The sequence below is a fragment of the Thalassospira indica genome, assembly GCF_003403095.1.
GTDB lineage: Bacteria > Pseudomonadota > Alphaproteobacteria > Rhodospirillales > Thalassospiraceae > Thalassospira > Thalassospira indica.
This window is the reverse complement of the sequence record NZ_CP031555.1, coordinates 456498-469446: the sequence shown is the minus strand read 5'-3', so window position 1 is coordinate 469446 and position 12949 is coordinate 456498. Positions and strand designations below refer to the sequence as shown.

Genomic DNA, 12949 nt, shown 5'->3' with positions numbered 1-12949 from the left:
GGCGCACCGCATCGGGCTCCCTTTTTTTGCCCGTAAAGTGACGTTAACGTAATGGAGTTAACGCAAGTGAACAAAGTAAACGTCGAAGAATCCCCAATCCTGCGCGATGGCGTTGATATCAGCTCGCCGGTAAGAACCTGCCCGGTTCATGAGATTTTCGATAAAGCGGCGGCGCGGTTCCCGTTGCGCCCGTGTCTGGATTTCCTCGGTCGGGTCTATGATTACAAGACCATTTCCGAGCAAATCGACCGTGCTGCCGAAGGCTTCAAACAGCTTGGCGTGCGCAAGGGTGACAAGGTCGGGCTGTGCCTACCCAATACGCCCTATTACGTGGTTTGCTATTACGCGATCCTGAAATGTGGCGGTGTGGTCGTAAATTTCAATCCACTCTATGCCAAGCGCGAGATCGCATATCAGATCGAAGATTCAGGCTGTCGCCTGATGGTGACGCTGAACCTCAAACAGATCTATCCAAAGGTGGCGGCATGCCTTGATGAAACCTGCCTCAAGCGGATCGTTGTTTGTGAAATGAGCGGCATCTTGCCGCCAGTTAAAAGTGTCCTGTTTTCGCTGTTCAAGCGCAGCGAACTGGCCGACGTGCCGACGGATCTGCGTCACATCCCCTATTCACGGGTCATCGGATGCAAACCGATTGACCGCGTGGTGGATATTGATGTGAACGATCTGGCGGTTCTGCAATATACCGGCGGCACAACCGGTCGTCCCAAGGGGGCAATGCTGACCCATGCCAATCTGAGTGCAAACGTTGATCAGCTAACCCGCTGGATGCCAGACGCCAAACCGGGCCACGAAGTGACCCTGTGTGTGTTGCCATTCTTCCATGTTTTTGCGATGACCGTGGCGCTCAACACATCAGTCAATCTCGGGGCGGAAATGGTGTTGCAGCCCCGATTTGAGTTGGGTTCCCTGATCAAGGCGCTGGACAAGAAAAAGGCCACCATCTTCCCGGGTGTTCCGACGATCTATACGGCGATCAACAATTCGCCGGAAACACTCAAATACGATCTGTCACACATCCGTTGCTGCATTTCGGGTGGTGCGCCGCTGCCGGTTGAAGTCAAACACCGGTTTGAAGAAATTACCGGCTCCAAAGTGGTTGAGGGATATGGCCTGTCAGAGGCGAGCCCGGTCTGTACTTGCAACCCGCTCAAGGGGGAAAACAAGGAAGGCTCGATCGGGCGACCGTTGCCCGGAACTGAGATCGAAATCCGGTCGCTGGATCGGCCGGATACGGTCGTAGCGCTTGGCGAAAAGGGCGAGGTCTGTATTCGTGGCCCGCAAGTCATGCCTTGCTACTGGCAAAACGAAACGGCTACCAACGAGACCTTTATCGATGGTTGGTTGCGGACCGGTGACGTCGGCTATCAGGATGAGGATGGCTACACCTTCCTGGTTGATCGCCTGAAGGACGTCATCCTGTGCAGCGGTTACAACGTTTATCCGCGTGCCATCGAAGAGGCACTTTATCTGCATGACAAGGTCGCCGAAGTCACCTGCATCGGGATCCCCGATCAATATCGTGGTCAGGCGCCAAAGGCGTTTGTTCGCCTGAAAGACGGTGTCACCGATGTGACCGCCGAAGATTTGCGGGCATTTCTGGATGACAAGATTTCAAGAATCGAAATGCCACGCGAAATCGAAATTCGCGAAGAACTTCCCAAAACCATGGTCGGCAAGCTGTCGAAAAAGGAACTGGTCGAGGAGGAACGACAAAAGAGGGAAGGAAATACGGTTTAGTCACAATGCGTTGACGTCACGATACACACACTGAAAAAACTTAAGTGACGTTAACGTAAACTAATTGACGTATACTGAAAAATAGATACCATAAGGGGCGAACAATGACAAAAATTGACGAACGGTTTTATACCGTTCCCGAACTGGCCGACGATCTTGGCATCACGCCGCGCACCATCCGGTTTTACGAGCAAAAGGGGCTTTTGAACCCGCAGCGTGCCGGCACCACCCGGGTATATACCCGACAGGATCGCGCCAAACTGCTCCTCATTTTGCGGGGCAAGCGACTGGGCTTCAGCTTAAGAGAGATCGCGGACTACCTTGATCTTTACGGCGCAGACCCAACCCAGGCAGAGCAAATCAAAATGCTTCTGGAACGCGTTCGGGAACGGATTACTGATCTGGAAGAACAGCGTCAGGCACTGGACGTCACTTTGGATGAACTGCGTGATATCGAACAGCAATCGGTTGATGCACTTAAAGAAAAGGGACTCGATCCGGTATCGTAACAAGTTTCCCGGATCAGAGGACAGCTCAGGAAGGAAGACATAGCCATGACCAACGCCGTAATTGCCGGATATGTCCGGTCGCCCTTTACCCCGGCCCGCAAAGGGGCCCTTGCAAAGGTCCGCGCTGACGACCTTGCGGCACAGGTCGTCAAAGGTCTGGTCGAAAAGACCGGCATTGATCCCAACGCGATCGAGGACCTGATCCTTGGTTGTGCCTTCCCTGAAGGCGAACAAGGCTTGAACGTTGCCCGCCTGATCACCTTTATCGCCGGTCTGCCACGTTCCGTTGGTGGCGTGACGGTCAACCGTTTCTGCGGATCGTCCATGCAGTCGATCCATCAGGCCGCTGGTGCAATCGCGATCGGTGCCGGTGATGTCTTTATCTGTGCCGGTGTCGAAAGCATGACCCGGATTCCGATGATGGGCTTTAACCCCCTGCCCAACCCGGAGCTTTATAAAGTCATGCCCGAAGCCTATATGGGCATGGGCGATACGGCCGAAAATGTTGCTGCCAAATACAGCCTGACCCGTGCCGATCAGGAAGCTTTTGCAGTTGAAAGTCACAAACGTGCCGCCGCAGCACAGGCTGTTGGCAAATTCACGGATGAAATCATCCCGATCCAGACCAAGGATGGTGTTGTTTCCGAAGATGGCTGCATCCGCGCAGAAACAACCGCCGAAGGCTTGGCTGACCTCAAACCTGCCTTCAAGGCAGACGGTGTTGTTACTGCTGGCACCTCTTCCCCGCTGACCGATGGTGCGTCGGCTGTTCTGGTGTGCTCCGAAGACTATGCCGCCAAAAACGGCCTGACACCGATTGCACGTATCAAGTCGGTTGCAGTTGATGGCTGCTTGCCGGAAATCATGGGGATTGGCCCGATTGGTGCATCGAAAAAAGCGCTATCGCGAGCCGGTCTGACCTCGGCCGATATTGATGTCACCGAGCTTAACGAGGCCTTCTCGTCCCAGGCCATGGCAAGCATTTCCGATCTGGGTCTGGATGGTGCCAAGGTCAATATTGATGGCGGTGCACTGGCGATTGGTCACCCGCTGGGTGCGACCGGGGCCCGTATCGTAGGCAAGGCGGCTGCAATCCTCAAACGTGATGGCGGTAAATATGCTTTGGCCTCGCAATGCATTGGCGGGGTCAGGGGATCGCGACCATTCTGGAGGCGATGTAATGCCCAAGGTAGCCAAAGACATTAAACAGGTCGCCGTCATTGGCGCCGGTGTTATGGGGGCGGGGATCGCTGCCCATATCGCCAACTCAGGGACATCTGTCCTGCTGCTTGATATCGTGCCCGAAGGGGCCAAAAACCGAAATGCGGTTGCCGAGGGCGCGGTTGCCAAAATGCTGAAAACCGATCCGGCCCCGTTCATGTCCAAACGGGTCGCCAAGCTGATCACCTGTGGCAATATCGAGGATGACCTTGATAAAATCGCCAAATGTGACTGGGTGATCGAGGCCGTCATTGAACGCCTTGATATCAAGCAGGATCTGTATCGCAAGATTGATGCGGTCCGTGCCAAGGGGTCGGTGGTGTCGTCAAACACATCGACCATTCCGCTCGCAACCCTGATTGACGGGATGGACGAGAGCTTCGCACAGGACTTCATCATTACCCACTTCTTCAACCCGCCGCGCTATATGCGCCTGCTGGAACTGGTTGGATCGGGTGTCACCCGCGATTGTGTGATTGATGCGGTTGCCGATTTTGCTGATCGCAAACTGGGCAAGACCTGTGTCACCTGTCATGACGAACCAGGCTTTATCGCCAACCGTCTGGGTGTCTACTGGATTCAGGCCGCCATGGTCGAGGCCATGGACCGCAAACTGACCGTCGAAGAAGCCGACAGTGTCATTGGCCGTCCGTTCGGCATTCCCAAAACCGGGGTATTCGGCCTGATGGATCTAGTTGGTCTTGATCTGATGCCTCACGTGCAATCAAGCATGGCCGGTCTTCTGGACAAATCCGATCCGTTCCACGCCATCTACCGCGAAAGCGAACTTGTCAGCAAACTGATTGCCGATGGCTATACCGGTCGCAAGGGCAAGGGTGGTTTTTACCGCCTGAACCGCGAAGGTGGCGAGAAGGTCAAGGAATCGGTTGATCTGCAAACCGGTGAATTTGCCAAATCCGAAAAGGCGCGGCTGGGCAGTGTCCGGGCCGCAGGCAAAGATCCGCGCAAGATGATGGAAGCATCTGACAAGGGCGGCCAATATGGCCGCGCTGTTATGGGCAAAACCCTTGCCTACGCGGCCTTCATTGCCGAGACCGCGGCAAATTCCATTGTCGATGTCGATGACGCGATGAAACTTGGCTATGCTTGGAAAACAGGCCCGTTTGAGCTGATTGATGCCATTGGCGTTGATGCGCTGATTTCGATACTGGAAGAGGACGGTGTTGAAGTCCCCGCCTTGCTGAAAAAGGCAGCTGGCAAGTCGTTCTACAAAGTCGAAGATGGCGACCTTTATTATCTCGGCTTTGATGGCGACTACGCCAAAGTCACCCGCCCCGATGGGGTCATCCTGCTTGAAGACATCAAACGCAAATCCGAACGCGTCGCTGGCAACCGTGCCGCATCGCTTTGGGATATCGGCGATGGCGTTGCCTGCCTTGAATTCCATACCAAGATGAATGCCCTTGATGCAGATGTTCTGGGCGCGATCAAGACATCGATCCGGACTGTCAAAAAGCAGTTCAAGGCGATGGTGATCTATAACGAAGGCAGCAATTTCTCCGCCGGGGCGAACCTTGGACTGGCGCTGTTTGCCGCCAATATCGCAGCATGGCCGGAAATCGAAAATCTGGTTGAGACCGGTCAGGAAACCTACAAGGCGCTGAAATATTCACCCTTCCCGGTGGTCGGTGCGCCAAGCGGTCTTGCCCTTGGCGGTGGTTGTGAGGTCCTTCTGCATTGTGATGCGGTTCAGGCGCACGGCGAAACCTATATCGGACTGGTTGAACCCGGTGTTGGTCTGATCCCGGCTTGGGGCGGGTGCAAGGAAATGATCCGTCGCTGGGCGGAAAATCCGAAATTCGTCAAAGGCCCAATGGCCGCAAGTGCCAAGGCGTTTGAGATCATCTCGGTCGCAACCGTTGCCAAATCGGCCATGGAAGCCAAGGAAAACCTGTTCTTCCGCGAAGGCGACGGCATCACCATGAACCGCAATCGTTTGCTGGCCGATGCCAAGGAACGCGCGCTTTCGATGGTCGAAGGTTACGAAGCGCCCGAAGAATTCACCTATCGCCTGCCAGGTGAAAGTGCGCGGGTTGCATTTGAAATGGCCGTCGATGGGTTCCACCGCCTTGGCAAGGCCACCGATTATGACCGCGTTGTTGCCGGTGAACTGGCAAAGGTTCTGGCCGGCGGCGATACCGACGTGACCGAGGAACTGTCCGAAGACGAGATGCTTGAACTCGAACGCGAAGGCTTCATGCGACTGGTCCGCAATGAAGGCACCATGGCCCGGGTTGAGCACATGTTGCTGACCGGCAAGCCGTTGCGCAATTAACCGGTCCAGGAGGAAACAGAAAATGGCTCAATATAAAGCACCCCTGCGCGATATGCGCTTCGTCCTGACCGAGCTGTTTGATTTCAACGATATCAATCAGATGCCCGGTTGCGAGGATTTCACCCCAGATGTCGTTGACGCGGTTCTTGAAGAAGCCGCCAAGGTTTGTGAAGAAGTCCTGTTCCCGATCAACCGATCAGGCGACGAGGAAGGCTGCACCTGGGATGACGGGGTCGTTACGACACCGAAAGGTTTCAAGGAAGCCTATCAAACCTTTGCCGAAGGTGGCTGGACGGGCATTGCCTGCGATCCCAAGTATGGTGGTCAGGGCGCCCCGAAATCCATCAATGCCCTGGTCGAGGAAATGATTTGTTCGACCAACTTGTCTTTTGGCATGTATCCGGGTCTGTCGTTTGGCGCCTATGCGGCGCTACACAGCCACGCATCAGATGAACTCAAAGACAAGTTCCTGCCCAAGATGGTCGATGGCACCTGGTCAGGAACCATGTGCCTGACAGAACCGCATTGCGGTACGGATCTTGGCATCATTAAAACCAAGGCAGAGCCGCTTGGCGACGGGTCCTATTCAATTTCCGGCACCAAGATTTTCATTTCCGCCGGCGAACATGACCTGACGGAAAACATCATCCATCTGGTTCTCGCCAAACTGCCTGATGCACCGGCGGGAACCAAGGGCATCTCGCTGTTCCTCGTTCCTAAATTCATGGTGGGCGATGACGGATCACTTGGCGATCGTAACGCGGTCAAATGCGGTTCAATCGAGCACAAGATGGGCATCAAGGCATCTTCGACCTGTGTCATGAACTTTGATGGCGCGGTCGGCTATCTGGTCGGTGAGCCCCATCAGGGCATGCCCGCCATGTTCACCATGATGAACCAGGAACGCCTTTCGGTTGGTATTCAGGGTCTTGGCCTTGGCGAAGCGGCCTATCAGGGCGCACGTGCCTATGCCAAGGATCGCCTGCAGGGCCGCGCCCTGACCGGGGCCAAATCCCCCAACCAGCCAGCGGACTCCATCATCGTACATCCCGATGTGCGGCGCATGCTGCTTACGGCAAAGGCAACCAATGAAGGCTGCCGGGCGATGGGCATGTGGGTGGCACGCGCACTTGATACCGCCAAACACCACGAAGATCCGGTCAAACGCGAAGAAGCCGACGAGTTCGTTCAACTGATGACCCCGATCGTCAAGGCTCTGTTCACCGACTGGGGCTTTGATAACACCAACCTTGGTGTTCAGGTCTTTGGCGGGCACGGCTATATCCGTGAATGGGGCATGGAGCAGTATGTTCGTGACGCCCGTATTGCCCAGATTTACGAAGGCACCAACGGCATTCAGGCGCTTGACCTTGTCGGGCGAAAAATGCCGAGCAAAGCCGGTCGTTACCTGCGTCGTTTCTTCCATCCGGTGCAGGAATATATCGAAGCCAACGTTTCAAACGGCGAGCTTGGTGAGTTTGTTCAGCCGCTGGCAAAAGCCTTCATGCGCCTGCAACAGGCCACCGGGGAACTTGCCCAGCGGGGCATGAAAAACCCCGATGAAGCCGGTGCTGCCGCCACCGAATTCCTGCGTCTGTTCGGTCTGGTTGCTGTCGGCTTCATGTGGGCCCGGATGGCGGAAATTGCACTCGCCAAACAGGGTGATGACGAAGACGGTTTCTATAAGGGCAAACTGATCACGGCCAAGTTCTATATGGAACGTGTTCTTCCGCAATCAGGTGCCCTGTTCAGCCAAATCATGTCGGGGTCTTCGACCATGATGGCGCTTGACGAGGAGCTGTTCTGATCATGGCTGTGGGCCGCACGCATAAAGACCTGTCACCCGGATACGGAGCCTTGTCGTGAACCTGATTTTCCGACTGATCCGTGTGATGATCCTGTCCTTGTTGCGGCCCCGCCTGCACCCGCTTGATCCATCGACCCTGCATTTCCGGGCATGGCCGCTGGATATTGATATCAATGTGCACATGACCAATTCACGCTATTTCGCGCTGATGGATCTGGGCCGAACCGAACTGATCATGCGCAATGGTATTGCCAAGCAGATGCTGAAACGCAAATGGCAGCCGGTGGTGTCCGGATCGACCATGCGGTTCAAACGCGCGATCAAACCGTTTCAGAAATTCGCACTCGAAACGCAGGCTTTGTATTGGGATGAAAAGGGCTTCTATCTTGAGCAACGCTTTGTGGCCAAAGGCAAGACGCTGGCCCTTGGCGTCGTAAAAGCGGTTTTCGTTGGCCCGGATGGCATTGTCGCGCCTGAGGAAGTCTGTCGGATGGTCGGCGCAGATGAGACGTCCCCTTCAATGCCCGACTGGCTTTCTGGGTGGCCCGATATGGAAACCGCAATCGAAGCGCGACTGGCGATTTAACACACACACACGAACAACCGGAAAACCGGGAGAATTGCGGAAAAACACCGCGCAGGAGGAAACATCATGGCATCCGATGACGCCGTATTGCTCAACATCACTGATGCGGTCGCAACGATTACGCTGAACCGCCCGGATCGCATGAATGCCCTTGATCAGGCGATGGTCAGTGGCTTGGCAGCTGCCATGGACAAGATCGAAGCCAACCTTCCCGATATCGGAGCTGTCATCATCGAAGGATCGGGCGGCACTTTCATGGCCGGTGGCGATGTGAAGTTTTTCCATCAGGTATCAAAAAGCCCGGTCGAAGACGCCCGCTCCTCAATCGAAGCATTGATTAATCGTGTTCACGAAATTGTTTTGCGCATCAATGCCCTGCCCCGCCCGGTGATCGCCAAGCTTGAAGGCGCGGTTGCCGGATTTGGTGTCAGCCTGATGAATGCCTGCGACCTTGCAATCGCGGCTGAGGAAACCGTTTTCACCCTGGCCTATATCCATATCGGCACCTCGCCCGATGGCGGTGCAACCCATTCGCTGACCCGGTTGGTCGGCATGAAAAAGGCAAAGGAAATCGCGTTGCTTGGCGATCGGTTCGGGGCCGATGAAGCCCATGATTGCGGCCTGATCAACAAGGTCGTCCCGGCCGACCTGCTGGCATCAACCACCGCGAAATACGCCACCCGTTTGTCCACCGGACCGCGTGATGCGATCGCGCGCACCAAGGCGTTGCTAAATGCCGCCCCCGAGACCGATCTGCAAACACAGCTGAAGGCCGAGGCCAAATCATTTGCTGATTGCGCCGTAAGTGCCGATTTCCGCGAAGCCGTCACTGCTTTCGTCGAAAAACGAACGCCTCGTTTTGGCAAATCATAAGAAGAATTCAGGGAAGAATTTGATGACGAGTCTTAAAGGCAAAACACTGTTCATCACCGGCGCATCGCGCGGCATCGGCAAGGAAATTGCCCTGCGTGCAGCGCGCGATGGCGCCAATGTCGCGATCATCGCCAAAACCGATGAACCCCACCCCAAACTGCCCGGGACCATCCACAGTGCCGCGGCCGAGGTCGAGGAAGCCGGCGGAAAGGCACTGGCCCTTAAGACCGACATTCGCGATGAAGACCAGATTGCCGCGGCGGTAGCCAAAACCGCCGAGACGTTCGGCGGGATTGATATTCTGATCAACAATGCCAGCGCGATCAATCTGACCCCGACCCTGCAAACCCCGATGAAACGGTTTGATCTGATGCATCAGGTCAATACCCGCGCAAGCTTTGCCTGTGCGCAGGCCTGCCTGCCCCATCTTCTGAAATCGGACAATCCGCATATCCTGACACTGTCGCCACCGCCCAACCTGTCGCCACAGTGGTTTGCCAATCACACGGGCTATACGATTTCGAAATACGGCATGAGCCTGATCACCCTTGGCCTGTCTGCCGAATTTGCCGATGAAGGCGTGGCTGTGAATTCGCTTTGGCCGGTCACGGTGATTGAAACCGCAGCGCTGAACATGATCCCCGGCCTTGAACAGGGCCGTGCCCGCACACCGCAAATCATTGCCGATGCGGCGCATGCGATCCTGACCGCCCCTGCGCGCGAGGTTACGGGTGGTTTCTTTACCGATGAAAGTGTGCTTGAGGCCATCGGCGTGACCGATTTCGAACAGTACAACCTGACACCGGGTAAAGCGCCCTATCCGGACTTCTTCCTGGAACTTGATCGCAACGGTAAGAACGATCCGGAGGTTGCAAAATTGCTTACAAAACTGGGCCGCTTTCACAAAGCAGCCTGACCGTCATGGCGCCGGGGAAGTGTGTGCTTCGGCGTCTCGTAGGAGCCTGATTTTACGGCTGTAGATGATCTGCACTGGAAATCGGGCTCTCTCGCCCGCTGAACTCAACCCGCCCTTTGTGGCGGGTTCTTTTTTGCGGCATCCACACATAAAGGCACCGCCACAGGGGAGAATGGCGGTGCCGCCTTCGCATTAAACGCTAGACGTTGAGGGATATGATGAAAAAGCGTGAAGCGAAGGAGTAGTTGTTAGCTTCAGGAAGCGCGGCGTTCCAGTGACTGACGCGGCATTTCACAAGCAACAAGACTTGGCGTCGGCAACATCATCTGTACCGAAAGTGCCATGTCGAGGTCGCGGTGATCGCGTTTGGCATCCAGGAAATGCTCCGACCAGATGCCGTCACGGTTGGCTGACAGAAACGCACAACGCAGCATCGAAAAACGGCTTGATCCATGGCAGTTATGTTCGCCAGTCACCTGTGCAAGCCAGCCGGCAATTGCGTCATGGGCAGCCTGATCAAGGATGTCCTGCATGCTGGCCCGATCACTGGCTGCAATGCTGTCTTCGGCCAGCGCATCGCGAAGGGCGTTGATCATGCGCTGAGTGGCCTGCCGGGCATACACACCGAACGAACGCAACCACGCACGTGCCGTGTCTTCGATCAAACGCGTCATCGCAGCCGATTCAAACGCGGCATAGGTGAAACCCTTTGATGCAATGGTCATGTCAGTCATTTGTCTGGCCCTCCGGGCGGTAAACAATCAGCGGGACTTAACGCTTCGTTAAGGATGAATATCGCTGAAAAAACGCGGGATAATTTGCTCGAATCTGGGCGTTTTTGTGGCGTAGAAAATCTTTTGAAAACAAACCACTAGCTTGCTGGTTTCGGGCCTTCGGCCGTGATGTGATCCCGCCCTGCCATGATCTGATCAAGCGGCTTGACCGGCCAGGACAGAATCAGAAGCTTTTCATCGCGCGTCAGGCTTTCAACGCCAAGCCGCGCAAGCTTTTCATAGATGATCCCGATTTCGATCGCAGTACGCGCATCCGGCTTGCACACCGGCAACAAAGCCGAATGCAGCGCATTGGCGTAAGGATCTTCGATCAGGCGCAACAACCCGTCTTTGACATCGTCCTCACCACTTTCGGCATTGATCCGCGCCAACGCGCGAAGCTCGTCCGGGCTGTCATATTCTTCGGGGGTCACAAAAAGCTTCATACGGCGGGCTGCCTTTCCGATGGCAAGGCTGCTGGAATAATGCGTCAGCCATGGTGAAAGCACCAAACCGGCCAGAATGGGCGACAACCACCAGAAAAAGGCCGTATCCACAAAGACAGCAATCGCACCCCAGACCACACCAATCACGATAATGGTGCGATGGGTTTTAAGGGCAGCCTTGAACGGTACCCCGGCATCGTCACGTTCCTGCGCGTCCCAGCCCACCTGATTACCGGTCAGGACCGAGAACACGAACTGGGAATGGAGCATCATCATGATCGGAGCCTGCAAGGCCGAATACAGGGTTTCAAGTAGGCCACTGGCCAATACCATCACCCCGCCATACTGCTTGCGGTCGCGGCCAAGACACACCATCAGAATCGAGATGATCTTGGGCAGCACCAGCATGCCAATGGTAAAGATCAGCAACACCAGCATTTCAAAGGACCGATCCACCGGCCATTGCGGGAACATGGTGAACTGACCGGGGAAAAAACTATAGGTCAGCTGCGTGTTCTGAAGTGTCGCAATTGTCGAGCTCAGCAACAGCAACAGCCACAGCGGCGATGACACAAAGCTCATCACCCCCATAAAGAAATGCAAGCGACTAAGCGGCTTGAAACCCGGTGCGACCATCAGTCGCGCATGCTGCATGTTGCCCTGACACCAGCGCCGGTCACGGATGGCAAAATCAATCAGGTTGGGCGGCAATTCTTCCCAGCTGCCTTCAAGCTGCGGGATCAGCCAGCACCGCCAGCCTGCCTTGCGCATAAAGGCGGCTTCAACGAAATCGTGGCTCAGGATATGGCCACCCATCGGCGGTTTGCCCGAAAGCACCGGCAGGCCACAGCATTCGATAAACGCCTTGGTGCGAATGATCGCGTTATGGCCCCAATAGTTCGAACTGCCCATGCACCAGAATGACAGACCCGCTGACATGGTAGGACCATGCACGCGCGAAATGAATTGCAGGATGCGGGCAAACAGGGTCTGGCGACCGGTCGGCTGCGGCGGGCTTTGAATGATCCCGGCATCCGGGTTGTTTTCCATCAGATAGGCCATATTCACCATGGCCTCACCCGACATGACGCTATCGGCGTCAAAGACGATCATGTGATCGTAATTGGCGGCATAGGTCTCGCAAAATTCCTTGAGGTTGCCGGACTTGCGTTCGGTGTTTTCTGCCCGGCGGCGGAAGAAAATCTTGCCGCGTGCATTCAGATCCGAGCAGGCCTTGGCCCATGCCATTTCCTCGGCAATCCAAATATCGGGATCGCGGGTATCTGACAGCACAAAGAAATGAAACGCATCAAGTTCGCCGGTCGCCGCAAGACTTTCATAACTTGCGCGCAATCCGGCAAAGACGCGGTTGGGGTCTTCATTATAAACCGGGATCACTACCACATTCTTGGATCGCAGACGACCTTTGCGCACAATCGGCTTCAGGCGTTTGAGCGTGATGGCATCAAGTTTCAGACCACGCAAAACCAACCCCACAATGCCGGTAAAGAAGGACAACGAAATCCAGGCAAAGTTGATGGTAAAGAACGCCACAACCACCATTTCCATGATGGTCAACTGATCTGCGCCCAGAACATCGGTCATCAGCCAGGCGGCATAGGCGGTCGCCGCAATTGATGCCCCAAACAGGAAAATCCGCCGCGACCCGACGCCGGGCCCACGCAGTTTGACCGTCGGATCACAAAGACTGTCATCGAGGCCGTCTGCGGGGATAACGGGTGTATTTGCGGATTCTGTCATGTG

The 12949-nt window shown here is 55.5% G+C and carries 9 protein-coding genes and 1 pseudogene; 8 read left to right on the top strand and 2 right to left on the bottom strand.

The features are described from left to right. The first annotated feature begins 66 nt into the window (after positions 1 to 66). The 8 genes and pseudogenes from DY252_RS02245 (at position 67) to DY252_RS02210 (ending at position 9966) form a co-directional block, all read left to right on the top strand. Positions 67 to 1758: a long-chain-fatty-acid--CoA ligase gene (locus tag DY252_RS02245; protein ID WP_064787823.1), complete on the top strand. Its 1692-nt coding sequence runs from the start codon at positions 67 to 69 to the stop codon at positions 1756 to 1758. 104 nt (positions 1759 to 1862) lie between these two features. Further along, a complete protein-coding gene (locus DY252_RS02240; RefSeq protein ID WP_063086508.1) occupies positions 1863 to 2267 on the top strand; it encodes a MerR family transcriptional regulator in 405 nt (134 codons plus the stop codon). 45 nt (positions 2268 to 2312) lie between these two features. After that, positions 2313 to 3448: pseudogene (locus DY252_RS02235) on the top strand (thiolase family protein). Beyond that, positions 3448 to 5784, top strand: coding sequence for a 3-hydroxyacyl-CoA dehydrogenase/enoyl-CoA hydratase family protein (locus DY252_RS02230; protein WP_064787825.1), 2337 nt, complete (start codon positions 3448 to 3450; stop codon positions 5782 to 5784). The pseudogene DY252_RS02235 and the gene DY252_RS02230 overlap by 1 nt, the downstream one beginning before the upstream one ends. Positions 5785 to 5806: 22 nt before the next feature. After that, entirely contained in the window at positions 5807 to 7591 is a 1785-nt protein-coding gene (locus DY252_RS02225; protein WP_064787826.1) for an acyl-CoA dehydrogenase C-terminal domain-containing protein, read from the top strand. A 55-nt stretch (positions 7592 to 7646) separates the two neighbouring features. Continuing rightward, complete coding sequence (locus DY252_RS02220) at positions 7647 to 8177, top strand: acyl-CoA thioesterase (protein ID WP_064787827.1); 531 nt, start codon at positions 7647 to 7649, stop codon at positions 8175 to 8177. Positions 8178 to 8243: 66 nt separating this feature from the next. Beyond that, entirely contained in the window at positions 8244 to 9050 is an 807-nt protein-coding gene (locus tag DY252_RS02215) for an enoyl-CoA hydratase/isomerase family protein (protein ID WP_064787828.1), read from the top strand. Between the two features lie 22 nt (positions 9051 to 9072). Further along, entirely contained in the window at positions 9073 to 9966 is an 894-nt protein-coding gene (locus DY252_RS02210; RefSeq protein WP_064787829.1) for an SDR family oxidoreductase, read from the top strand. Positions 9967 to 10220: 254 nt separating this feature from the next. Here the strand turns inward: DY252_RS02210 and DY252_RS02205 are convergent, their stop codons facing one another. After that, complete coding sequence (locus DY252_RS02205) at positions 10221 to 10700, bottom strand: hypothetical protein (protein ID WP_064787830.1); 480 nt, start codon at positions 10698 to 10700, stop codon at positions 10221 to 10223. Between the two features lie 137 nt (positions 10701 to 10837). Next, the gene (gene mdoH / locus DY252_RS02200) at positions 10838 to 12946 is read right to left on the bottom strand and encodes a glucans biosynthesis glucosyltransferase MdoH (protein ID WP_064787831.1); all 2109 of its coding nucleotides are present in this window, start codon (positions 12944 to 12946) and stop codon (positions 10838 to 10840) included. Positions 12947 to 12949: the final 3 nt, after the last annotated feature.